The organism is Nocardiopsis aegyptia, from assembly GCF_013410755.1.
Classification (GTDB): Bacteria; Actinomycetota; Actinomycetes; order Streptosporangiales; family Streptosporangiaceae; genus Nocardiopsis; species Nocardiopsis aegyptia.
Window position 1 is genome coordinate 6,356,381 of the sequence record NZ_JACCFS010000001.1, and the last position, 24,122, is coordinate 6,380,502.

Consider the following 24,122-nt stretch of genomic DNA (forward strand, 5'->3'; position numbering starts at 1 on the left):
GACGGGGCGGAGGATCGTGCGATCGGCTGTGCACACGGGGTGACGGCCCTAGGGTGGTGCCATGGACCGTGTGGAAGCGCTGGACGCCCACCTGCGGAGCATGTCGACGGAGCGGGTCGCGCGTCTGGTCGCCACTCTGCCCGACTCCGCGATCGATCTGCACTGCTGGAGCGCCGTCCTGGAGCGGATCGCCATCCTGGCCTACCGGCCGACCGTCGTCGAGCAGCTCAACCTGGCGCAACAGCAGCTGCTCTACGCGATCGCCACCGTCGCCGAGGACCAGAACGGGCTCAGACGCCCCGGGTCGAACCTGGACCCGGGCGCGGACACGGTCGAGCTGGGGCCGGTCTCGCTGGACGCGGTCCTGGACCGGATCGGGGCGCGGTCGTCGGGGCGGGCGCGAGCGCGGGCCGAAGCCGAGCTCGACCGGCTGTCCGACCTCGCCATCCTCTGGCCGGACGGCCGCGACGCCTTGCACCTGGCCGACGACTTCGCGGCGCAGTTCGGGTCCGAGCGCACGCCGCCGGACCTGCGCACGGTCGCCGAGGGACTCGATCCGGCCGACCTGCACCGCATGGCCAAGGCCCTGGGCCTGGACGGCGCCGCGGACCGGCACGTCCTGACCGCCGACATCGTGTCCCTGTTCACCGACGAGACGCGGGTCGGCCTCCTTCTGGAGGAGGCACCTGCCGAGACGGCCCGCTTCGCGCACTTCCACGCCCTGCACAGCATGGTCGTCCGGGCTCCCGCGCCGGGGCACCGGCACGTGGACTGGCTGACCGAACGCGGCCTGATGGTCCCGGTCGGCGACCACGGCGTGATGGTCCCGCGCGAGGCCGCCCTCGTGCTCAGGGCGCGCTACCCGGCCCCCTTCTCCCCGGAGCCGCCCGTCCTGGTGGGACCGGTCTCCGACCGCGAGTTCGAACGGGGATCGGAACCGGGGGCCGCGGCCGGTGCGCGGTCGGTGGCGGCCCGGTCCCAGGAGGCGCTGGTGGCGCTGCTGGACGCCGACGACCACCTGGTGGCCGCGCTGCGCGTGTGGCCGCTGGTCCTGGGCGCCGACGGCGTGCAGGACCACCCCGCGCTCCGTGAGAAGCTGACGGCCGTCGGCACCCACCCGGACGTGGTGCGGGTCTGGGTCGAGGCGGGGGCGATCACCGGCCTGCTCAGCGAGCGCGGCGGTGAGGTCGGGCTGTCCGCCCAGGCCGCCACCTGGGCGGGACTGCCGCCCGAGTCGCGGATCACGGCGCTGCTCCAGGCGTGGACGCGGACGCCCGACACGGCGCGCTGGTGGCCCTCGCCCGAGGAGCCGCTGCCGAAGAAGCGCGCGGCGGGCGTCCGGCGGGCCCTCGCCCTGGCCCTGGGGGACGCGCCGGAGGGCACGAGCCTGGGCGCGGTCTCGGAGAACCCGCATTACCGGCGGGTCCTGGGCTGGGAACCGCACGGGGCGCAGCGGTGGCTGGTGGACACCGTGCAGTGGCACCAGCCCTTCGTCGGGGCGGACACCGACGCCACCGACCGTGTGCTCCGGGCCCTGCACGAGGCGGAACGGCTCGGCCTCGTCGCCTACGGGACGCCCACGCTGCTCGGACGCGCCCTGTCGGCGTGGTGCCGGGGCGCGGGCACCGAGGAGGTCGCGGACGCGGCGTGGGCGGCGCTGCTCGGCCGCGAACGCGTCGAGGAGCCGCGACCGAACGAGGACGGCGGCGCGGTGATGCAGGGACCCGCGGAGTGCAGGGAGAGGGCTCTGGCGATGGAGGTCCACGCCCTGCTGGGGACCTGAACCGCACCCGGAAGGGCGTGGGCGACCGGTCGGGGCATCGGGAGCGGGCGCGTCCCCTCGGGGCGCGTCCGCAGTCGGGGGGTCCGGCTCCGGTGCCCCTGGCCGGTCGTGTCCTGAAGGCACGTCCGCGGCTCCGGATTCCGGGCTCGCCCGGGCCAGGCATCGGCGTCGGCCCGCCCCCGTTGTGTGGCGCCCGAATCCCGTGTCGATCCGGCCCATGCCTATCGCACACGTTTTCGACGATCGGCCCGCGCCGTCCGAGCCCGCCCCGTCGGGCACGCGGCCGGACGGGAGCGAGCCGGGCGCGGATCCGGGCCGTCCGCAACGGAGAACCCGCGGGCGCTCTGTCGCCCTCCCGGGTCATGATCGGCGGCACCTGATCCACTCCCGGAAGGACACCGCATGACCACGAGTCCACCCCCCGGAACCGGAGGGGACGACACCGCCGCCGACGCCCACGACCAGGACGGCCTGTCCCTGCCCGCGCTCGTCACCCCCAAGTGGCGCCAGTTCGACGACCAGGCCGCCAACGCCTCCTGGGGGCGCATCGGGCGCCGGATGCCCTTCCTGGTCTCCCGCGCGACCGCCATCGCCTGGCGCAGCAACCCCAGGGACGTCATCACCGCCGCCGTGCTCAACGTCGGCGTCGGCGCGGCGACGGCCTGGGCACTGGTCGCCACCTCCGGCGTCCTGGGCGGGCTGTTCGCGGCCGTGCCGACCGCGGACCGCGTCCTGGCCGCCCTGCCCTCACTGGCCGTACTCGCGGCCGCCCTCGTGGTGCGCGGCGTCTGCTCGGCCGCCGCGGGACGCGCCCAGGCCCGGCTGGAACCCCAGGTCGAACTGACCGCGGAGAAGGAGCTGTTCGAGCACAGCACCGCCGTCGAACTCCGTGCCTTCGACGACAGCGACTTCCACGACCACCTCTTCCGCTCCTACGTCCGGGGCACCTCCGAGGCGGGCACACTCGTCCGGCACACCATCGACGTGCTGACCGGCGTGGTGGGCATCGTCGCCGCGATCGGGGTGTTGGGCGTGCTGCATCCCCTCCTGCTGCCGCTGCTCATCCTGGCGATGCTGCCGCAGTGGTGGGGGTCGGCGGCCTCCGCGCGCATGCGCTACCGGCTGCTGCTCGCGTTCACCGAGGGCCGCCGCCGCAAGCTGCTCCTGGAGAACCTCATGACGAGCCGCGACAGCGCGGCCGAGGTGCGCTCCTTCACCATGGAGCGGCGGCTGCTCACCGAGTTCGACCGCGTGGCGCGGCGCGAACTCGACATCCAGCTCGACCTGGCCACCCGCCAGTCCCTGGTGCGACTGGCGGCGAGCGCGGCGAGCGCGGTGGTGACCGCGGCCGTCTTCGCCACGCTCGCGCTGCTGCTGGTCAACGGGTTCGTGGAACTCGCGGTCGCCGGCGCGGCCGTGGTCGCCATCCGCGTCGCGCAGAGCGCGCTCGGCAGCGCCCTGTCCTCCCTCACGCTCGTCTACGAGTCGGGGCTGTACTTCTCCGACTTCGTCGCCTTCCTCGAACAGGCCCGCGCCCGACTGCCGGAGTCGAGCCCGGCACCGGCCCCGCGGGGGTTCGAGCAGATCCGGCTGGAGCACGTCACCTTCGCCTACCCGGGCCAGGAGGCGGAGGGGGAACCGGCGCTGGAGGACGTGAGCCTGACCTTCACCCGGGGGCGGACCGTCGCGCTGGTGGGGGAGAACGGCTCGGGCAAGACCACGCTGGCCAAGCTCCTCTCCGGCCTGTACGCGCCGCAGCAGGGGACGGTCTCCTGGGACGGCACGGACGTGGGGGAGGTGGACGGACGCGCGCTGCGCCGACAGATCGCCGTGATCGCGCAGGACCACACGCACTGGCCGCTGACGGCACGCCGCAACGTGGTCATGAGCAGCCCGGACGGCGACGACGGACGCCTGGACCGGGCGGCCGGTGCCGCACGGGCCGACTCGGTCGTGGGTGACCTCCCCCGGGGATGGGACACCCTGCTCGACAAGCGCTTCGTGGAGGGGGCCGAGCCCTCCGGCGGGCAGTGGCAGCGCCTGGCCGCGGCCCGCGGCTTCTACCGCGGCGACGACGGGCGGGCGACGCCCCTGCTGATCGCGGACGAGCCCACCGCCGCACTGGACGCGCGGGCCGAGCACACCTTCTTCTCGTCGCTGCACGCCCATGCGGGGCGCACGGGGGCGGCGGTCGTGCTCATCACCCACCGGCTCGCGTCGGTGCGGATGGCCGACCACATCGTCGTCCTGCGGCGCGGGCGCGTGGTGGAGGAGGGCACGCATACGGAGCTGGTCGCCCACGACGGCCTGTACCGGGAGCTGTGGGATCTCCAGGCCGGCGCGTACCAGGTGCCGACCGGTCCGTGAGAGCCGCTGGGGGCGGTCGGCGGGCCGATCCCGGGCCGTCCCGTTCGGGGGCGGGGTGATACTGGGGTGCGCCCGGCTCCGAGGGGAATCCGGGGACGTGTCCCCAGAAGGGCGGAGGATCGGGGGCGCGTCCGGTCCCGGTGTGTCAGGTGGTGCGGGCCCTGAGGTGGGCCCGTTCCCCCTGGCTCCCGAACAGGACCAGGAGTTCCACGGTCCGCTCGTCGTCGGGTCCGAGCCAGTGCGGCACGTGGGTGTCGAACTCGGCGGCCTCGCCGGGCTTGAGGACCACGGTCTGCTCGCCCAGCAGCAGGCGCAGCCGGCCGGTGAGGACGTAGACCCATTCGAAGCCCTCGTGGGTACTGAGGTGGGGCTCGGCCTCGGGCCGGGGCGGGATGAGGAGCTTGTGCGCCTGGACCCCGCCGGGTCGGCTGAGCGGCACGAAGGTCATGCCGTCCCGGGTGACCGGCTTGAGGTGGATGCGCGGATCCCCGGTACGCGGTGCGCCGACCAGCTCGTCCAGGGGAACGGCGTAGACCTCGGCGAGGGGCAGCAGGATCTCCAGGGTCGGCTTCCGGGTGCCCCCTTCGAGGCGGGAGAGCGTGCTCTCGTTGATCCCGATGCGCTCGGCGAGGTCGGCCAGCGTCAGGCCGTGGCGGTGGCGCAACTGCCGCAGGCGCGGCCCGACCGCGGCGAGCCGGTCCTGCTTCTCGGTGCTCATGGCCACCAGCATGCTGAAACGGCATGGGGCTTTGCAACTCCGGCAGCGGATGGCGCAGGGTCGAACCACCGGCCGGGATTCACGAGCATCCGACCACCTGACCCGAAAGGCCCGCCCATGCACAGCACCAACGACTCCGCGACCTTCTGGGAGAACCACTACGCCGGTACGGACGCGCAGTGGGGCACGAAGCCCAACGTCGTCCTGACCGAACTGCTCGCCGATCTGGCCCCCGAGCCGGGAACAGCCCTGGACCTGGGTTGCGGACACGGCGGCGACGCGCTTTGGCTGGCAGCCCAGGGCTGGCAGGTGACCGCGGTCGACGTGTCACGGACCGCCCTCGACCGGGTGGACGCGGGCGCCGCGGCCACCGGCGTCGCCGACCGGGTGCGCACCGAGCGGCACGACCTGGCCGCGACCTTCCCCCGCGGCACCTACACGCTGGTCACCGCCACCTACTTCCACACCCCGGTCGCCATTCCCCGCGAACGGGTCCTCCGCCTGGCCGCGGAGGCCGTGGCCCCCGGCGGGCTGCTGGTCGTGGTCGAACACGCCTCCGTGGCCCCCTGGTCCTGGCAGGCGGGCCAGGACATTCGGTTCCCCACCCCCGCCGAGGTCATCGCCTCGCTGGAGCTGACGGGGGACTGGCACGTCGAACGAGGCGAGGCGCCCCAGCGCACCGCCACCGGTCCCGGCGGGCGGACGGCGATGGTCACCGACACCATCGTCGCCGTCCGCCGCGCCGGCTAGCGGACCAGGACGGTTCGCGGGTGGGGACGTGCGCGCGGTGTGCCGCTCAGGCCATGGGGTCGCCCAGGCGGGGGAGTAGGGGCGGGATGCCGGGGAACGGCCGCGACGGTACCGCGGAGTCGGCACACTGGAGGGCGTGACTCAACGACGCCTGGTCGAGGGGTTCTGGTCCGGCGACCGGCTCGTCCTGTGGGGCATGGACACCGCTCCGCCGGTGGCCGACCCCGCCGCCCCGCCGGAACACCCCGAGCCGGAGGTACGGCCCCACCCCTTCGCCATGACGGCCGACGACGTCCTGGCGCTCGTGGACGTGCCCGCCGAGGGGGCGGACGTGTCAGAGGCCGTTCTCCGGCTCCCGGGCACCGGCGACCGCCCGGACCCGCCGCCGGATCAGAGCGCGCTGACGGTCGTGTCGGACGCACGAGAACCGTCGAGCGAGCCGCAAGAGCGGCCGGAACGGAGCGAACCCGGTACCGGGAACGCCGGATCCGCCGGACCAGCGGGAACTGTTGGGCCCGCCGCGTCGGCCGGGTTTGCAGGGAACGCCGGGAACGGTGGGTCAGCCGGATCTGTCGGGCCCGCCGGGTCCGCCGGGAACGCCGGATCTGTCTTGAGCTCCTGGTCCGTGGCCACCGTGCGGCTGAACGGTTCCCAGGCCGTGGCGGTCCTGCGCCGGGTCGAGACAGCGCCGTGGGCCGGACCTGGGCTCACAGCCCTCATCGGCCTGCTGCGCGCGGCCGAGCAGTACGCGACAGCCGGTCGGGTGGTCCCCCAGATCGCGGCGGAGGCCGAGTGCCCCGCGGCGCCACGCGGTGGTGCCGCCGTCCACGCCAGATGGCGGCCGGTGCTGTCGCCCGACGGGGCCGCCTGGCTGCGGGCGTACGTGCGGAGCCTGCCCCCGTCGACACGCGCGCACCACGCACCCCGGACCAGCGCGCGGCGGACGGGCGAAGCGGCCATCACCGACGTTCTCGGGGGTCTGCACCTGCTGGTCGACGCCCTCTGCCGCGAACGACTCTCCGGCCGGATCGCGGGCGTCCCCGACGGGCACGGGATGCACCACCAGTGGTTGGAGGCGCTGACCCGCGAGGGGTGCCTGTGCGGGACGGCGGGTACCGCGGGCCTGAACCGGCTCGACCGCTCGCTCCGCGCCTGGTTCACCCGGGTGGAGGAACACGTCGGCGGCCTCCACCTGGCCTTTCGTCTGGTGGAGCCGCCACCGGACCTGTCCGGCCGCACGGCGGTCGACGTCTCGGATCCCGGCGACGCAGCTGCGCCCCACTCGCTGGCACGGGCCCTCCCAGATCCCTCGGCGCGCCCGACCGGCCGCGGCGACCGGTCCGGAGCCGAACTCGACCCTCGCTCCGGTCCACAGGTCGGACCCGCGCCCGAACCCGAGCCCGCTCTTCGGGCCGAACCCGATCGGGTTATCCAGGCCGAACCCGAGCCGGACTGGTGCCTGCAGGTGTGGGTGCGCTCCACCGGCGATCCCTCCCTCATGCTGCCCCTGGACGAGGCGCTGGCGGACACCGGCATCCCCTGGCTGCCGCACGACGCCGCCTCCGTCATCACGACCGAACTCGACAGGGCCGCCCGCATCCACCCCGCCCTCACCGGACTGCGCGCCGAAAACCCGCTCTCGCGCCTGGACCTTCCCTTCGAGGACGTGCCCGGGTTCCTCACTCGCGGCGCACCCGCCCTCGAAGGCGCCGGATTCCGGGTCCTGCTCCCGTCCTGGCTGGGCAGGGCCGAGATCAGTACGGCGGTTCGACTGAGCGAACGCGGCGACGACCACCCGCGTCCGGCCGACGATGGCGGCCTCACCCGCTCCCTCGTCGACTTCGACCACCGGGTCGCCGTCGGTGGCACGGAGCTGACCCGCGAGGAGCTCGACGCACTGGTCCGGATGAAGTCCCCACTCGTGCGGATGCGCGGTGAATGGGTGCACGTGGACCCCGCCCGGTTGCGCCGCGCCGCCGAGTGGGCGCTCGCCCGCGGCACCGGGACGGTACCGGTGGAGGAAGCCATGCGCATGCTCCTGCACCTGGGCGCCGACCCAGCAGACAGCTCGGACACCACCGGCGCCTACTTCGGCGCGACGGCCGCCGTCCACGCCGACGGCGACCTCGGCGCACTCCTCCAGGGACGGGCCGAGGAGGCCTTCGCCCCCATGACCGAACCCCCGGGACTCGCGGCCGAACTGCGCCCCTACCAACGACGCGGCGCCGCCTGGCTGCGCTACCTCGACCGGCTCGGCCTGGGTGCGGTCCTGGCCGACGACATGGGCCTGGGCAAGACCGTGCAGCTCCTGGCCCTGCTCGCCGACGAACGAGCCGACGACCGCACCGACGCTCGCGTCGACGGGCAGCGGCTCGTCCCCGACGACCGCACCGACGGGCGCGCCGATGAAGGATCCGACGCGCGTGCCGACGGTCGCGCTGATGGGCGCGCCGACCCGCACGCCGACGGGCAGCGGCTCGCGCCGACCCTCCTCGTGTGCCCCACCACCCTGGTCGGCAACTGGCACAAGGAGGCCGAGCGCTTCACCCCCAAACTCCGCGTGCACGTCCACCACGGCCCTGCCCGTCCGTGGGGCGAAGCCCTGCGCGCCCTCCTGGAGACCACCGACCTGGTCGTCACCACCTACGGCGTGGTCCGGCGCGACCGCGACGACCTCGCCGCCCAGACCTGGCGGCGGGTCGTGTGCGACGAGGCCCAGGCGATCAAGAACGCCCGCACCGAACAGTCCAGGGCGGTCCGGGCCATCCCCGCGACCGGGCGCGTCGCCCTGACCGGCACTCCCGTGGAGAACCACCTCGGTGAACTCTGGTCGGTCATGGAGTTCGCCAATCCCGGCCTGCTCGGTCCGCGCGAGGCGTTCACCAGCGGGATCGCCGCGCACATCCAGTCCCGCCCCGACAGCGAGCAGGGGCGCGCCGCCACCGCGCGCCTGCGCCGGGTCACCGCGCCCTTCCTGCTGCGCCGGCTCAAGACCGACCCCGCCGTCATCACCGACCTGCCCGACAAGCAGGAGATGAAGGTGTGGTGCACGCTCACCACCGAGCAGGCCGCCCTGTACCGCGCCGTCGTCGAGGAGATGACCCGCAGCATCCGCGAGGCGACCGGCATCCAGCGCAAGGGTCTGGTCCTCAAGACCATGACCCGGCTCAAGCAGGTGTGCAACCACCCCGCCCACCTCCTGGGCGACGGCTCCCGCCTGCGCGGACGTTCCGGCAAGCTCACCCAGCTCGAACACCTGCTCGGCGAGATGGTCGGCGAGGGCGACAAGGCCCTGTGCTTCACCCAGTACACCGAGTTCGGGGACCGGCTCGCCCCCTACCTGCGCGAACGCCTGGACACTGACGTCCTGTGGCTGCACGGGGGCGTGTCCCGGCGCCGGCGCGAGGAACTCGTCGAGCGCTTTCAGAACTCCGACGAACCCGCGGTGTTCCTGCTCTCCCTCAAGGCTGCCGGCACCGGCCTCAACCTCACCGCCGCCAACCAGGTCGTCCATGTCGACCGCTGGTGGAACCCGGCCGTGGAGGACCAGGCCACCGACCGCGCCCACCGCATCGGACAGCGGCGCACCGTCCAGGTCCGCAAGATGATCTGCATGGGCACCTTGGAGGAACGCGTCGACGCGATGATCGAACGCAAGAAGCAGCTCAGCGACAGCGTCGTCGGCAGCGGGGAACAGTGGCTCGGTGAACTCGGCATCGAGGAGCTGCGCGAGGTCATCCGGCTCGCTCCGGAGGCGGTCACCGGATGAGCGCCTACGACTGGATCGACGACCGCGGACGGGGTGAGCGCTTCCTGGATCCACTGCGTGCGACCGGCGACGGGCCGCGGTTCGCGCGCGGGCGCGCCTACGCCGACCAGGGGCGCGTCACGGCGGTGACGATCACCCCGGGCGCGGTGCGCGCCGTCGTGGGCGGATCGCGACCGTACACGGTGACCGTCCACCAGCCCACCGTGTCCCACGAGGTCCTCGTGAGCGCCATGCGAGCGATCGGCGCCGACCCGTACCTGCGGGAGACCCTTCTGGCAGGCGAACCCGCACCTGAGGTGGAGGACATCCTCGACGTCCACGGCGCGGTGCTCTTCCCCGACCACCTGCACGATCTGCGGACCCGGTGCTCCTGCCCGGACCGCGGCGACCCCTGCAAGCATGTTGCCGCGGTCCTGTTCACCCTCGCCGACACCTTCGACCGCGATCCGCTCGCCCTGCTCAACTGGCGGGGCGCCGACGACCACGTCCTCGCCGCTCTGGCGGTCGACTCCGGCGACGCCGCCGACCCCGACGGCGCGGAACCGGGGGAGCCGGGACCGCTGTCGGTGGATCTGGAACCTCTGCTGGAGCTGACCGCAGACTTCTGGACCGGGGCCGAGCCACCCCCGGTCCCGTCGGCCGCCGCCTACGATCCGCTCCCGCACTGGGACGCCGGTCCGCCCCCGGTCGTCGCAGCTCTGGGCCGCTTGTACACGGCCCTACGGGAGGGCTCGGTCCTGCCGGGCGAGATCGGGTCGCGGACGGCGACGGCACCGCCGGGGGAGTCGCCGCGGGACGGGGACTGGGCTCCGCGCCAGGGACCGGCTCCCCTGGGAGAACCGACTCAGAACGACGACACCGCACGGTCCTGAACGCGGCACCTCAGGCCTTGGCCGACCCCCGACGCAGCCCGAAGGGGACACCGAAGCCCGTCAGCCAGCCGCCCTCCTCCAGCATCCGCAGCGCCTCCTGCGTCACCTCATGGTCGGGCGCCGCCCGCGGCGGCCAGCCGAAGTGCTCCGAGAGCATGCCCCAACTCGGCCCGTGGCCGTGCTCGTCACGGAAGGCGCCCACCCAGTCCGCGACCTCGGACTCACGGCCCTCCACCAGCGCCCGCGCGCGCTCGAGCACGGGCACGTCCTGCGGCGTGGTGGCGGGAGCGGTCATCGGAGGCGTGGGCGGCGGCACGGGCACGTGCGCCAGGGGGCGGGTGAGTTCGGTCAGACGCGCGATGACGTCCCCGTCCGTCATCCGGAAGTCCTCGATCCAGCCCAGCTCCTCCCAACGCACCAATAGCGACATGAGTTCGTCCGTCCCCGAGATGCGCACCGCCGAGACGACCTTGTCCGCGGGCACACGGATGTCGCCCTCGGGCGTGGCGTGGGCCGCGACGTAGACGGCGGTCATCCGCATGCCGTTGGGCTTCTTGCGCATCTTCTTGTGGGACAGCGTGCGGCTCACCCAGCCCGAGGCGCCCGAACGGATGCCCTGGCCAACGCCCCACGGGTTGCCCTGGATGGTGGGCAGGCCGCACTGGGCGGGTGCCATGGCCTGGGCTTCGACCGCCTCTTCCGGGGTGGTCTGCAGCCATCCCGGCTCGACCAGCCGCCGGACGGAGTCGTGCGGATCCTCCAGACGCAGGATGCGGAAGTCCTGGGCCGTGAGGTTCGCATACCCCCGGATCGCGCCGCGCAGCGCGCACGTCAGCGCGAGCAGCCGGCTGTCCGGATCGTCGCCGGCGCCGTCGGCCGTCACCTTGTCCCAGATCCGGTGCAGCAGCTGCCACTGCAGGAAGGTGAACGGAGGGGTGCGGCGCTTCTTCGGTGCGGTGTCCTGGTCGGCCTCCTCCTGTGATGCGCGGACGGCCTTCTTCTGTCCCCACCCGGGCGGGATGGAGATGCCCTGCTCCTTGCAGCGCTCGCACGCCATGGCCGCAGCCAGATCCTCGCCGGGTTTGTGGAACTGCAGAGGGGGGAGCGACGGGGACCGAGGGGTGGTCACATCGTCGGCTACGGAGTGTTGCGTCATGTCTTGGAGGATAGCGACGGCCGCCCCCGCCTGTCCGGAGTCCGCGCAATCCGCTCTCGGCACGATCGATGGCGGACCGGTCGCCGGCGGCCATCCCGGGCCAGGTCCCCGCAGTGTCGCTCGCCCGAGCCGTGAGGGCGCTCCTGATCACGACCGGTTCGGTGCCCGTGCCGGCCAACGCAGGGGCGGCTTCGGCCTCGTGTCGACCGGCGGTGAGCTGGCACGAGCCACCACCATCGACGTCGGGCCGCGGGTCGGCGTCCTTCGCAGGCCAGGTCACCGATCCTCCACCTCCACGGGAGTGACGAGCGAAGCGTGCACGAGCCGCACGCGATCGCGGTCCCGGCCCGTCGCGATTCGGTAGGCGACCACCACCCGGGTTCGACCCAGCTTCGTGACCACACCGGTGTAGCGACGCCGCTTGTACGGAAAGCTCACCCGCTGCCCCACCCACAACTCCCTGATCGCTTCACGTGACTCCACTCCCAGCACCGGCCCGCGTTCTCTTCCGTCCTCCTGGTTGCGGTTCCCCTCCGCCGACGCGGTCTGCGCCGCGTCGTCTCGCACCGCGTTCTCCCACGCTGCGTTGTCGTCATGCGCCCGGCCGGAACCGTGCCGCCCGCGCTTCGCGGCCGGGGACGGAACCGCGATGGCCTCCTCCGCCGCACGGTGGCGTGCAGCGCTCGGATCATGGCCGTCGTCGGTGCCCGCATGGCGCGGGTCGTCCACGACCGGCCCGTCCAACGGAATCGGTCCGTCGTCGAACAAACCTCTCTCCAGGGCCAGCGCCCGCGCGTGCTCCCGGGCGGAACGCTCCAGTCGGTCACGGTTGGAATCGAAGGGAAAGGACGTGGTGATCACAGGCGCCTCACAGCGGTCGCGTGACGACTTCCACTTCCATATTCCGTCAATCCCGCCGATCCTGCATAGGGCCTGTGGACAACTCTGAACCGGACCGAACCTGTGCCCGGTCCGACTGCCCACGGCCGTCCGGGATACCTCCATCCCCCTGTGTACGCATGAGGACCTCTGCCGTCCTGGTGCCGAAGTCGATGTTGAAAATAAGGCAGTATGAGAGTGATGCGTATCTAGCGATGATCAGTCATGGATAGATATATTTCGGGCGTTGCGGATGGCTTTGTGGTGATCAAATAAGGTCGGTAGATCGACTGGTTCGGGTCTTGCCGCCAGGCGTGCATCTCTTGTGGAAGAAGGCAACCCGCAGGTCGTTCGGGAGGGAGTGCAAGGTTCCCGAACGGGTTTGCCTCCACACTTGAGCGGCCTGGCCTGGTTCGGTCAACGGCGGGGGAGGGATGACCCTTGTCGGAAGGAAAACGCGCGGTCGATCATGGCGGATATGGCTTCCAAGAAGAACACCAAGAGCCTTGCACGCTACTGGGGCCTGGCCGTCATTCTGTTCGCCTTGTTCGGATGGTTCCTCCCTGAGGTGGGGCCGATGTGGATCGCCGTCGCCTCGGTGGTCTCCGTTCTCTACATCTGTTTCCAGATGCCGTTGCCGTGCGGTGCCTGGAACCGTGATCGAACCCGTTGCCGCAACAACTCCTCCGGTCTCCTCCCCGGATGCCGAATCGAACAGCACCGGTGGCAGACGGCGAAACTGATGCTGGCCTCGGGCGGATGGGAGGAGTTGCGCGCGAAGACTCTGGCCAGTTGGAAGAGAGCCCTGCCCGCCGTCGCCGCGGGGCCACGATCGTCTCCGGGGTAGCCGCGGTCGCCCAACTCGCTTTTGCCGTCGCTATCGCCTGAGCCGGCGAGGCAGCGTCCTCGGGGCGAGTCGGCCTCTCCACCTGTGCCGGGTGGAGAGACCACCTGTGCTTCTTGGTCCGGGGCCGCCCTTGGCCCACCGCCTGAGTGTCTCGGTGGGGGATGCACCGAACGGCTCCCGGACAGGTGGGCGAGATCTAACCTGGGGCCATGAACGACCGCGACACCGCCCTCGCCCCGGGCCCGGACGACGCTGCCATGCTGTCCGCGCTTCGGGAGCTGAACCTGCCCGACCGGCTGCTGCAGGTTCTGCTGGCCCAGGCGCCGGATCACGCGGGTGAAGCCCTCCTGGACTACGTCGGCGATCTCACGAGGGCGGGGCGCATCGACCAGGCCCGTCGAGTTCTGGAGGTTCTACGGGCGTACCCGCCGGCCCCGGACGACCGTCAGTACGCATCGATCGAACTCGTCCGACTGCTACATCACAGCGGTGAGGAACAAGCGGTCGCCGAAGCGGAACGGATCACCGCCGAACTGCTCAGCCCAGGCGGATTGGGCGCGGGTCCGGCGGAGCTGCTCGCCGAGGATCTTGAGGCGAGGGGCGAGCTGGCCGATGCGCTGCGGTGTCTCAACCTCGCCTCCCGCGACCTCCTCGCCGAACCGCCGGAGGATCTGGAAGGCCTCGAAGCCCGATACCTCACCGCGCTCATCCGACGGTCGCGCGTGCGCGCGCAACTGGGCATGGAACTCGACGCACACGACGAGGTGGCCGTGGCATCGGCACGTCGGCTTCTCGCGGAGACGTACGGCGACGTCGGGGAGGGCGAGACTCGGACGGAGGGCTCTGAGCCGGACCGGGACGCGGAAGTGCTCTTCTCCCGGCAGGCCTTCGACGACGCCCGCACCAGGGGACTACTCCCTCACGAGGTCGCCGAACACGGCGCTGACGCCTACTACCGGGCGGCAGAACGAAACCTGCGCGAGCAGAGCAGCGAGCGTCCAGAGACACGGTGGAGCGTGGTGCTCCACGGCGTGGCGGAGATCGAGGCCTTCGCGGAACACACGGGGATGGACGCGGGGGACCGTGCCACCGCGTTGAGCTGGAGCGAAGGCGAAATCGCCGCGCACGACCCGCGACTCGTGCCGTGGCCGCCCCAGCGCAACGAGGCATGCTGGTGCGGGTCGACCCGCAAGTACAAGAAGTGCTGCGGATCGCCGTCCAACCGCTGACCTTCCTCCCGGAGACGGACCGCATCACCAGCACCCAGAAGTCCTCCTCTGGAAAGACAGGCCTCACATCAGGCAGGGGGCAAGGTGTCCCGGACCCGTTGGAGGGTTGCTCCACCCCACTCCTCGCCCCACAGGCGCATTGCCGGAATCGAGTCCCCTTCGCCGGTGGTGGTGATTCCCGGGCAGCCTAGTGCTTGCCCGGTGTCCGGCACTGACCGCAACCGGGTTCGTGCTTTCCGCAGAACACCCCTTGACACCCTCACGGCCGCGGGCTATATCTAGAAAAACGCCGCATTAGACTAAGACACATCCTCTTCGACGCAATATGTTAGCGCTAACATAATAATAAGGAAGGCCAGTCAAGGGTCGCGCCATGCATGTACCGGACCCTCGGCGAATGACGTCTCATTCCGCCAGTACCCCCTGTCACCGCGACTCCGAACACCCCGCAACCGCCGACCGGAACCCGTCGGCGGTACACCCCCCGGAGGAAAATTGCGCGCGAACCGAAGGAGACCGGCCCGCACCACGTGTGCGCTGATCACCGGACTGCTGTGCGTCGTGTCCACGGCGTCCCCCGCGTCGGCGGCGACCGACTACAGCATCGATATCGACACTTCCACGGCCGGGCCGCAGATCAGCGACCAGATGTACGGCATTTTCATGGAGGACATCAACCACGCGGCCGACGGCGGGCTCTACGCCGAACTCGTGCAGAACCGCTCCTTCGAATACAGCACCGCGGACAACGAGAACTACACCCCCATGACCGCCTGGGAGGAGACCGGCTCCGGAAACACTAACGGCCAGGTGAGCGTGGTGGACAACGCCGGTCGGCTCAACGAGCGCAACCGCAACTACCTCCGGGTCGTTCTGCCCCGCGACGGCAGCGAATACGGTGTCGTGAACAGCGGCTATTCCACCGGAATCACCGTTACCGAGGGGGAGAAGTTGGACTTCTCGGTGTGGGTGAAAGCGCCGGGCCGCCCGGACCCGGTGACCGTGCGGCTGCACGACGCCCAGGGCGAGCCGCTGGCCGAACCGCTGTCCCTGGACGTCCAGGGCGACTGGGCACAGTACACCGGCACGCTGACCGCGACCGCCTCCAGCACCACCGGCCGACTCTCGGTCACCGCAAGCGGTGGCGGCGTGCTGGACCTGGACATGGTCTCGCTCTTCCCGCAGGAGACCTTCCGGGGCCATGAGAACGGCCTGCGCGCGGACATCGCCGAGCAGATCGCCGCGCTCGAGCCCGGCTTCGTCCGGTTCCCCGGGGGCTGCCTGGTCAACACCGGCAGCCACGAGGCCTACGAGGCGCCCGACTGGCCGCGCGAACGCTCCTTCCAGTGGAAGGACACAGTCGGACCGGTCGAGGAGCGCGCGACCAACCACAACTTCTGGGGCTACAACCAGTCCTACGGACTCGGCTACTACGAGTACTTCCAGTTCGCCGAGGACCTCGGTGCCATGCCGCTTCCGGTCGTGCCCGCCCTCGTCACCGGCTGCGGTGAGAACCAGGCCACCGACGACCCCGAACTGCTGGAGCGCCACGTCCAGGACACCCTGGACCTCATCGAGTTCGCCAAGGGGCCGGCCGACTCCGAGTGGGGCGGTGTGCGCGCCGAGATGGGCCACCCCGAGCCGTTCGGCCTGACCCACGTCCAGGTCGGCAACGAGGAGAACCTGCCCGACGCGTTCTTCGACCGGTTCCTGCAGTTCCGCGACGCCATCGAGGCCGAGTACCCCGACATCACCGTGGTCAGCAACTCCGGACCCGCCTCCGGCGGTACCGTCTTCGAGCGCGCCTGGGACCTCAACCGCGAGCACGGCGTCGAGCTGGTCGACGAGCACTACTACAACTCGCCCGCCTGGTTCCTGGCCAACAACGAGCGCTACGACTCCTACGACCGCGAGGGCCCCGACGTCTACCTGGGCGAGTTCGCCTCGCAGGGCAACCTCTTCTCCAACGCCCTGGCCGAGGCCGCCTACATGACCGGGTTGGAGCGCAACGCCGACGTGGTGCGCATGGTCTCCTACGCCCCGCTGCTGGCCGCCGACTGGTCCACCCAGTGGACCCCCGACATGATCTGGTTCGACAACAGCACCAGCTGGGGCTCGGCCAACTACGAGGTGCAGCGGCTCTTCTCCGCCAACACCGGAGACCAGGTGGTGCCCAGCACCGCCTCCGGAACCCCCGGCGTGAGCGGGCCGATCACCGGCGCGGTGGGGCTGTCCACCTGGAACACCAGCGCCGAGTACGACGACGTCCGGGTGACCTCCGCCGACGGCGAGACGCTGCTCGAGGACGATTTCTCCTCCGGCGCCGACCAGTGGACCCACGTCACCGACGCCGGGACCTGGGCCGTCGAGGACGGCGCCTACGCGCAGACCGACGTCGCCGGTGAGAACACGATGGTCACCGCCGGCGACCCCGGGTGGACCGACTACGACCTGGAGGTGACCGCCACCAAGCGCGAGGACGCCGAGGGCTTCCTCGTCGGGTTCGGCGTCCAGGGCACCGGCGACTACTACTGGTGGAACCTGGGCGGGTGGAACAACACCCAGTCCGCGGTCGAGCGCGCCTCCGGGGGAGCCAAGAGCCTCATCGTCTCCGACGACACCACCGTGGAGTCCGGCCGCGCCTACGACATCCGCGTCGAGGTGCGCGGCCGTGACGTCACCCTCTACCTCGACGACGACGAGTGGGGCAGCTTCACCGCTCCTGAGCCCGAACCGTTCCGCCAGGTCGTCACCCGCGACGAGCAGACCGGCGAGCTCATCGTCAAGGTCGTCAACGCCCAGGACGAGGCGGCCCAAACGTCGATCGACCTGGGTCCAACGCAGGGGGAGCCCACCGCCGAGCTGACCGTCCTGCAGGCCGACCCGGAAGCGGTGAACACCGCGACCGACCGGCCCGTCAGCCCGGAGACCTCCACCATCGACGGCGTGGGCAGCACGTTCACCCACACCTTCCCGGCGCACTCGGTCACCTTCATGCGCCTCACCCCGGAGGAGTAGCCGCAGCAGAATCCCGCCCGCCGGGCACCGCACCACTGGTGCCCGGCGGGCGCCCGTGTGAGACCCGCCTTCGGGACCTCCTCACCCTCGGGCGAGACCTTCCGTTGGCTGTCTCAGCGCCCCGAGGTGCCGGTCAAGCTGGTGAGGAACTCCTGCGTCTCAGGGTCGGTCGAGTACAGGAGCGTCCCTCGCATCCCACGGGTCAGCAGCACCTTGTAGGTGTTGCGGATGAGGGCCTCGGACTCCTTCTCGGTGGACTTCCTCCCGAGGGCGGGATCACGGTTGGCGCTCCGGGCGACCACCAGCCTCCCGTCACGGAAGACCAGGTCGGGACCCAGGATCACCCCTGACCAGTCGTATTCGAATCCCTGGGCGGTGTACACGCATCCGACCTGGTCGAAGCCGCCCTCCTCCGTCGCCCACAGGGCGCTCGGAGGCACTCCAGGCAACCAGCGGTCGAGCCGACTGTTCCAGGGACGTGCCCAGTCACCGATGCGCACGTCGTTCTCCAGAGGGCGGTCCTTCTCGGCCTTGCTCCACGGCCAGCAGTACCCGGCGCTCAGGCGCGCCGTGTACCCCTGTTCCAGGACGGGCCGCAGCGAGGCCTCCATCTCGGCCGGTGACGCAGCCGTGCCCAGGACGAAGTTCTCGTCCCCCTCCCACCGGAGCGGCCCACCGGGCTCCAGGCCCAGCAGGCGCAGGACCCACTGTTCGTACAGCGCGCTGCCACCGCAGCGGAACTGACCGGAGAGGTCGATGTGGTGAACCGCGTGGCCCTTCGCTTCGGCATGCTGCCGGATGGTCTCCACGGTTCCCATCTCGCCCGGTCGCACCACTTGGTGCTCGTCGAGGAGGAAGACGGGGACCCGTGCGGCCGCCAGGAGTTCGTCCACCTGGGGCCGACCGGTCCGGAACTCGGCCTTCGTGTAGCGGTTCGCCGACGTCTCCCGAATCCGGTGCGCCTCGTCGCAGATCAGCACCTCGAACTGGTTCGGGGACGCCGCCATGAAGCTGTTGAAGTACGTGAACAGCTTCTGGACGCGCGGGCTGCGCTTGCCGGCGACCTTGCGCATGGTCGTGGTGAAGGACTTGGACCCGGTCGCGTGCATGGTGCTGACACCGTCGCGTGAGAGCTCGCCGAGCAGGGACAGCGCGATGACGCTCTTGCCGCTGCCCGGACCGCCGCTGATGATCACGGCCGTCTTGCGGTCGCTCTCGTGGGCACGCGTCACCGCGTGCAGGACGGCACGGAACGCGGTGTGCTGTTCGTCGAGCAGGGTGAACTGGGTGCGCTCCTTGACCTCGGCCGCGGCGACCTTCATCAGCTGCCTGCTCGGGCGCACCTTGCCGCTCAGGAGCCGGTCCGCCGCCTCGGCGCCGGACCGCGGGGCGAGTCTGCTCGTGAGGAAGGCCAGGAACTCGCCCCGGCTCTGTGCGGTGAAGAGTCGGCCCTGATCATCCTGGGGCAGGTCGAAGAGGTCCCGAACGGCCGGCTCGTAGGCGTTGTGCAGGTAGGCGGCCCCGCGGAGCTGCTTGGACGGGTCGGTGACCGAGGCGACGAAGTCACCGATGTGCGAGCAGTAGTCGCGCACCTGGAGGACCGGGTGGAGCTTGGGGCCACCGGGCTGGTTGGCGACCAGCACCATGGTCGGATCGTCCTCCCACGACTCGGCTTCGCTCCACTGCTTGAGCTCGACGACCACGTAGCTGTGGTCGTCGGTCTCCGGGTGGTGGCCCGCGAGCACCACGTCGACGCGCCTGTCGCACGTCGGCAGGCGGTACTCCATGAGCATCTCGACGTCACCGAGGCCGGCGTCCACCAGGTCCGCGGCCAGCGCGGGGAGGCTCCGGTTCCACGAACGCACCTCGGCCGGACCGGGGGAGCGTCCGGTCGTGTACCGCAGGTGCTCGGAGATCAGCTCACCGAGCCCTTCCTCCATCGGTGAGAAGGCGGACAGTGACGCGGCGGATCGGCGAAAGGCCGTCAAAACAGTCTCCAGGCAGCACGAAGGGGAACTCGTGCGGGTGGAGGCGTGTCCGTGACGGAAGCCTGTCGGGCCGCAGCTCGTACGTCACCAGGCTAACGACGGCGCCCTTGCCGGGAACGGTTCTCCACGTAACACGAGGTGGAACGCGGTGTTGTTCGGTACGGGATCCGAACGTCGTAGACAACTCGTACCATATGACGACTTGCTGACATTTTCCCGTGTCGCCAGATATGGGTCTTCTGGTGTTCGCGGGTCGTGCCTGCCGGAAGGGGCGGACCGTGACGACGGTTTTCGTGTACGTAGGCGACGAGGGGCAGAAGAACCTCGAAACCGGCATTCAGGAATCGGTGTGGGGCTGGAAGCCCGGTGTGGTGGAGGGCAAGGCCCACCTGGCCGTACTCCAGTCGTTGCGCGCGGGCGACTACCTCGTCCTCGGCTCCCGCGGCCTGGGCAGGATCAGCGCGGAGGAGGCGCACGGGCGGACCGCGGAGGCGCTCCACATCACTCGGCTCACCGGTGGTCTCTACCAGGACCACACCACGGTCTGGGAGGACGAAACCTATCCGTACCGGGTTCCGATGGAACCACTGGACGTATGGGAGAAGGCCCGCAAGGACGATCTCGGTGAGGACGCGTGGGAGGCCCTGCGGCGCTCCGCCTGCGCCAACGGGGCCGCCAAGCGTGCCGAGGCCGAGGACTCCTTCATGGAGAAGGCCCTGACCAAGGTCTTGGGGGGATGGGAACAGGAGCTCGCCCAGGCTGGTCAGCCGACGGACGCAGCTGGTGATGCCGACGACCCCGCCGACCTCGGGATTCTCGAGCTGCCACCGGCGACCGATCGCCTGGCCTATGTCCGTGCCCGCACGGAACAGAAGGCCCTGCGCCGTACAAAGCTCGCGGGCAGGCACGAAGTCCCGTGCGACCTCTGCCAGCTCGTGCTGCCCAAGCGGCTCGTACACACCGCCCACATCAAGCGGCGTAGCGTGGCCTCGCCCACCGAGCGCGCGGACCTCAACAATGTCATGTTCGCCTGCGTGCTCGGGTGCGACTCGCTCTTCGAGCACGGCTACGTCTACGTCGACGCCGACGGGGCGATCCGCCCCTCGGAGCCCGTCGCGAGTTCCACGCACCTCACCACCGCCGTCGAGCGTCTCTGTGACACCTGCACCGCCCACACCGACGCGAGCGCCGACTACTTCGCATGGCACCGCCACACCATCGCCCACGTGAGCTGATGTTCGGAACTGGGGCGACCGGTTTGGCCGAACTGGAACAGGTCGGCCTGCGTGGCGCGGTCGGCTCCGTCCGCCAGGGGCCGGGGCTCGGAGTCATTCCACAACTCCGAGAACCTGGGCCATGGCGTTGGCCACGAGGTTGGCGACCAGACAAAAGGGCGCGTCCGCGTGGGAAACCGTGTCAGGACCGTGTGTTCACAGCCTGCCTCCGTTCGCGTCCAAGCGTGGGATGCCGAGCTGGCCGAAGAACGCGTTCGTCTCGGGGTCCGTGGAGTAGAGAACCGCGCCCTTCAGGCCCCTCGTGGCCAGGACCCGGTAGATCTTGCGTACGAGCTCGTCGAAGTCCCCTTCCCTTTTGACCTGATAATCCTTGCTGGCGCTGAGGTGGGACTCCCATCTTTGTCCACGCCGGACGAGGTCGCCGCCGAAGATGACGCCCGCGTAGTCGTACTCGAATCCTTGCGCGGTGTAGATGCAGCCGATCTGCCCGAACCCGCCGGGGTCGGTCGCCCACAGGTCCGAAGGGGGAATCTTGCCCAGATGGGAGTCCGATCTGGCGTTCCAGGGCTTGCGCCAATCACCGATGACGACATCGTTCACCAGCCCGTCGCGTCCGGGTGGGCTCCACGACCAGCAGAACCCAGCGGCCATCCTGGCCCCCGCGCCCTCGGCCATCCTTGCCTGCAAGAAGTGTTCCATGGCCGCAGGAGCGGCGGCCACGCGCAGTTCGAAGTTCTCGACAGGAGACCATGGCTGAGGTCCCCCGTTCGGTGACAGCCCGAGGAGTTGGTCGATCCAGTCGATGTACTCCGGTGCGCCCCCGCAGCGGAACTGGTGGCGAAGGTTGATCCTGTGGAAGCCCAGGCCGAGGTCGGCGGCGGCCCTGCGGATGAGTTCGACTGACCCGACCTCGGAGGGGCGTACGTTCTGGCGTTCATCCAGAAGGAAGACCGGTACGCGTGCGGCCTCGATGAGTTCGGTGACCTGCGGTTTCTTCGAGTTCTTCCTGGAGTGTGCTCTCAGCCGGTGAGCTTCGTCCGCGACGATGACATTGATATGGTTCCCGTCAACCTCGTCGAAGTTGTTGAAGTAGGCGAATTTCCTGCTGGTGGCGCTCCGTCCCCTGGCGATGCTTGTTCGCAGGGTCCTGGTGAACGATCTGCTACCAGTGGCGTGTACGGCGTCGACTCCTTGAGCGTTGAAGGCCCGCATCAGCTCAAGCGCGATCACGCTCTTGCCCGTTCCGGGTTCGCCCTCGATGACGATGACCTCCTTGCGCTGGCCCGACCGGACCCGCTCGACCTGGGCTCGGACGTAGTCGTAGGCTTCGCGTTGTTCGTCGATAAGGGGGAAGAGGGAGCGCTGTCCCAGTCCTCTGGCGACGGAGGTCATGAGGGGTTCGGTTGACCGAACTGTCGCAGAGAGCAGTTCGCGGGTGTGGGACTCGGCCTTCTCCGGGGACAGGACGGAGCGTAGTGTGCCGACGAAGCGCTTCCGGTCATCGGCACCGTACATCCGCGTGTATTCGGGGTTCGGCTCCGTGTGGGGAAGACGCGCGATGGAGATGCTCCGCACTGCTTCCCTGTTCGCGTTGTGCATGTTGGCGACACAGGTCACCGAAGCCATCCTCAGGAGCGGAACGAAGCCGACCATCATCTGCCGGTACCCCCATACCTGATTGGCCGGGTGTACATGCGTGCGCCGGCTGTGGCCGTAGGTGACCTGGACGAGTTCGGACTCGAGTGCGACCCGGGTCCATTGCTTGTTCTCGATGATGACGGCGGACAAGTCTCCGGTGCCTGGATGTGAACCCACCAGCACCACGTCCATGCGGGCGTCCGTGATGGGGAGCTTCAGTTCCACGAGCATCTGGACATCACTGAGCCCGGCTTCCTCGAGCAGCCCACAGACGTGAGGAATGCTGTTCTCCCAGGACCTGACCTCACCGTCGCCCGGTGACCTCCCGGTCAGCCTGTAGAGCTCCTTCGCCATCGTGGGGATGAGTTGCCGGTTCTCGATGGCGCTTCTGACTTCGCCGACCGTCCCACGGAAAAGGGGGTTCAGACCCACAGGAACAGGTTCCTTCCTGGATTGGATGTCTGAATATGGCTGGTTGTGCCCAGGTTTGCACTGGAAATCTAGCCGCGTTGGCGCACCAGGGCGAATCGAACGTGTACGCGGGCAGAGATCCTCGGGTCATTGCGTGGTCGAGCTCGAGGCGACGCGTCAGGTCCGGTCAGAAGCAACACAACAGGTGCGACCACTGGCAAAATCTGGGATGGCACTCGACCGACGACAGCTCCGCGGCCTCGGGCGTAGGGCGTCGCACCGTCCAGGCAGGAAACAGGAGACCGTCGACCTCCGATTGCGGGGAATCGGCGCCGTAGCCGTCTGCTAAGTGGTCGAAGAGCAGCGGAGGCTGAGAGCTTCCCCAGGTCGGATGTTGGGGAGTCGTCTCGGAGTCATTGACGTCCTCGGCGCGCTGCCGTTCGGACGGTGGGTCTCGGTCGCGGCCTTCACGGTCAGGGAGAGGGCGATCCTGCCGGGGGTGCCGCGCTGGGCACTGTCCGGATTCGACATCGAACAGCACCGCCGGAAGACGGCGAAGCCAATGGTCCGCTCAGAGGATGGGAGGGCTCCGCGAGGAGACTCTCCCGAGCTGGAATCGGGGGGTGCTTACTGCTGCGGCCCAATTCGCCTTCGCAGTGTCCAAAGCCTGAGCTCATTGCTCGGGGCAGACGGTCACACCGTCAGAGTTCGCTTGGCGGGGCCAGGGCCGCGGTGATCTCCTCACGCAGCCGGCGCGCCTCGGGGTCGGTGAACTCCGAGGCCACATCCAGCGCCTCGCTCCAATGCTCACGGGCGCGTTCGGCTCTGTCGGAGGCCTCCAGAGCCGCGGCCAAGCGGTGCAGGCCGCAGGCCAGACGCCACCGGTCGCCCGCCGCACGGTAGCCCGCGACCGCCTGCCGATGGAGCTTCGCGGCTTCCTCCGGGCGGCCGAGGCGCTGATGCACCCCTCCCGCTCCTTCGAACGCTTCCGCCTCGCGCACCCGGTCGGCGATCGAGCGATGCAGGGTCGCCGCGTGGTGGTTGGAGGTCAGGGCCTCCTCCAGGCGATCGAGTTGTACCTGAATCCGGCCGAGTTCCAGGAGCGCGAAGGCTTCACGAACGGGGTTGCTCAGTTCCCACGCGGTCTCCAAGGCCTGTTCGATATTGTGCAGTGCTTCTTCCGGGCGACCGAGTTCGCGCCAGGAGCGGCCGAGCGTGGCAAGACAGGCGAAGGCGCTCATCCGGTTCCCACTTCGGCGATGCAGGACCAGGGCCTGGTTCGCGCGTTCGGCAGCCTCCTCCGGTCGGCCCTGTTCGAGGATCGTGGCGGCGAGGTTTCCGAGCACGATTCCCTCCCAGCGTTCCTCGCCGAGCTCGCGCACGTCGTCCAGACTCTGCCCGAAGCACTTCAGCGCCTCCTCCAGCCGACGCGCGCGCGGATGGGCCCAATCCGAGCGAGTTC

15 protein-coding genes are annotated in these 24,122 nt (G+C 70.2%); 9 read left to right on the top strand and 6 right to left on the bottom strand.

All coding sequences use genetic code 11. The features are described 5' to 3' along the window. Positions 1-61: 61 nt before the first annotated feature. Together HNR10_RS28275 and HNR10_RS28280 are read left to right on the top strand one after the other, a co-directional pair. Positions 62-1,783, top strand: a complete 1,722-nt coding sequence (locus HNR10_RS28275) for a hypothetical protein (protein WP_179828809.1) — start codon at positions 62-64, stop codon at positions 1,781-1,783. 402 nt (positions 1,784-2,185) lie between these two features. Further along, on the top strand, positions 2,186-4,150 hold the full coding sequence (locus HNR10_RS28280; RefSeq protein ID WP_179828811.1) for an ATP-binding cassette domain-containing protein: 1,965 nt from the start codon (positions 2,186-2,188) through the stop codon (positions 4,148-4,150). 145 nt (positions 4,151-4,295) lie between these two features. Here HNR10_RS28280 and HNR10_RS28285 read toward each other — a convergent pair whose 3' ends face one another. Then, the gene (locus HNR10_RS28285) at positions 4,296-4,868 is read right to left on the bottom strand and encodes a helix-turn-helix domain-containing protein (RefSeq protein ID WP_179828813.1); all 573 of its coding nucleotides are present in this window, start codon (positions 4,866-4,868) and stop codon (positions 4,296-4,298) included. A 117-nt stretch (positions 4,869-4,985) separates the two neighbouring features. On the opposite strand from HNR10_RS28285, the gene HNR10_RS28290 reads away from it, so the two are divergent. The 3 genes from HNR10_RS28290 (at position 4,986) to HNR10_RS28300 (ending at position 10,259) form a co-directional block, all read left to right on the top strand. Beyond that, positions 4,986-5,618, top strand: a complete 633-nt coding sequence (locus HNR10_RS28290) for an SAM-dependent methyltransferase (protein ID WP_179828815.1) — start codon at positions 4,986-4,988, stop codon at positions 5,616-5,618. Between the two features lie 610 nt (positions 5,619-6,228). Next, the gene (locus tag HNR10_RS28295; RefSeq protein WP_246406448.1) at positions 6,229-9,387 is read left to right on the top strand and encodes a DEAD/DEAH box helicase; all 3,159 of its coding nucleotides are present in this window, start codon (positions 6,229-6,231) and stop codon (positions 9,385-9,387) included. Then, the gene (locus tag HNR10_RS28300; RefSeq protein ID WP_179828817.1) at positions 9,384-10,259 is read left to right on the top strand and encodes an SWIM zinc finger family protein; all 876 of its coding nucleotides are present in this window, start codon (positions 9,384-9,386) and stop codon (positions 10,257-10,259) included. The genes HNR10_RS28295 and HNR10_RS28300 overlap by 4 nt, the downstream gene beginning before the upstream one ends. Positions 10,260-10,269: 10 nt before the next feature. Here HNR10_RS28300 and HNR10_RS28305 read toward each other — a convergent pair whose 3' ends face one another. Both HNR10_RS28305 and HNR10_RS28310 read right to left on the bottom strand, forming a co-directional pair. Next, positions 10,270-11,415, bottom strand: coding sequence for a hypothetical protein (locus HNR10_RS28305; RefSeq protein ID WP_179828819.1), 1,146 nt, complete (start codon positions 11,413-11,415; stop codon positions 10,270-10,272). A 276-nt stretch (positions 11,416-11,691) separates the two neighbouring features. Continuing rightward, complete coding sequence (locus tag HNR10_RS28310; RefSeq protein ID WP_179828821.1) at positions 11,692-12,276, bottom strand: hypothetical protein; 585 nt, start codon at positions 12,274-12,276, stop codon at positions 11,692-11,694. 496 nt (positions 12,277-12,772) lie between these two features. Here HNR10_RS28310 and HNR10_RS28315 point away from each other — a divergent pair, with 496 nt between their 5' ends. The 3 genes from HNR10_RS28315 to HNR10_RS28325 all read left to right on the top strand — a co-directional run bounded on the left by HNR10_RS28315 (position 12,773) and on the right by HNR10_RS28325 (position 17,388). Then, positions 12,773-13,141 (top strand): hypothetical protein, encoded by a 369-nt coding sequence (locus HNR10_RS28315; RefSeq protein WP_246406450.1) that lies wholly within the window; start codon positions 12,773-12,775, stop codon positions 13,139-13,141. A 209-nt stretch (positions 13,142-13,350) separates the two neighbouring features. Next, a complete protein-coding gene (locus HNR10_RS28320; RefSeq protein ID WP_179828823.1) occupies positions 13,351-14,370 on the top strand; it encodes an SEC-C metal-binding domain-containing protein in 1,020 nt (339 codons plus the stop codon). Positions 14,371-14,865: 495 nt separating this feature from the next. Then, complete coding sequence (locus tag HNR10_RS28325; protein WP_246406452.1) at positions 14,866-17,388, top strand: alpha-L-arabinofuranosidase C-terminal domain-containing protein; 2,523 nt, start codon at positions 14,866-14,868, stop codon at positions 17,386-17,388. A gap of 113 nt (positions 17,389-17,501) precedes the next feature. Here HNR10_RS28325 and HNR10_RS28330 read toward each other — a convergent pair whose 3' ends face one another. Next, entirely contained in the window at positions 17,502-19,376 is a 1,875-nt protein-coding gene (locus HNR10_RS28330) for a DUF2075 domain-containing protein (RefSeq protein WP_179828825.1), read from the bottom strand. A 278-nt stretch (positions 19,377-19,654) separates the two neighbouring features. On the opposite strand from HNR10_RS28330, the gene HNR10_RS28335 reads away from it, so the two are divergent. Beyond that, on the top strand, positions 19,655-20,611 hold the full coding sequence (locus HNR10_RS28335) for a hypothetical protein (RefSeq protein ID WP_179828827.1): 957 nt from the start codon (positions 19,655-19,657) through the stop codon (positions 20,609-20,611). 195 nt (positions 20,612-20,806) lie between these two features. On the opposite strand, the gene HNR10_RS28340 is transcribed toward HNR10_RS28335, so the two are convergent. Then, positions 20,807-22,681 carry a DUF2075 domain-containing protein gene (locus HNR10_RS28340; RefSeq protein ID WP_179828829.1) on the bottom strand — a complete coding sequence of 625 codons (1,875 nt, stop codon included), beginning with the start codon at positions 22,679-22,681 and terminating at the stop codon, positions 20,807-20,809. Between the two features lie 680 nt (positions 22,682-23,361). Further along, positions 23,362-24,084, bottom strand: a complete 723-nt coding sequence (locus HNR10_RS31850) for a tetratricopeptide repeat protein (protein ID WP_281390297.1) — start codon at positions 24,082-24,084, stop codon at positions 23,362-23,364. Positions 24,085-24,122 lie beyond the last annotated feature (38 nt).

Coding starts and splice junctions, on each gene's coding strand:
- HNR10_RS28290 (WP_179828815.1), top strand. CDS start 4,986: ATGCACAGCACCAACGACTCCGCGACCTTCTGGGAGAACCACTACGCC.
- HNR10_RS28280 (WP_179828811.1), top strand. CDS start 2,186: ATGACCACGAGTCCACCCCCCGGAACCGGAGGGGACGACACCGCCGCC.
- HNR10_RS28315 (WP_246406450.1), top strand. CDS start 12,773: ATGGCTTCCAAGAAGAACACCAAGAGCCTTGCACGCTACTGGGGCCTG.
- HNR10_RS28320 (WP_179828823.1), top strand. CDS start 13,351: ATGAACGACCGCGACACCGCCCTCGCCCCGGGCCCGGACGACGCTGCC.
- HNR10_RS28285 (WP_179828813.1), bottom strand. CDS start 4,868: ATGAGCACCGAGAAGCAGGACCGGCTCGCCGCGGTCGGGCCGCGCCTG.
- HNR10_RS28300 (WP_179828817.1), top strand. CDS start 9,384: ATGAGCGCCTACGACTGGATCGACGACCGCGGACGGGGTGAGCGCTTC.
- HNR10_RS28275 (WP_179828809.1), top strand. CDS start 62: ATGGACCGTGTGGAAGCGCTGGACGCCCACCTGCGGAGCATGTCGACG.
- HNR10_RS28305 (WP_179828819.1), bottom strand. CDS start 11,415: ATGACGCAACACTCCGTAGCCGACGATGTGACCACCCCTCGGTCCCCG.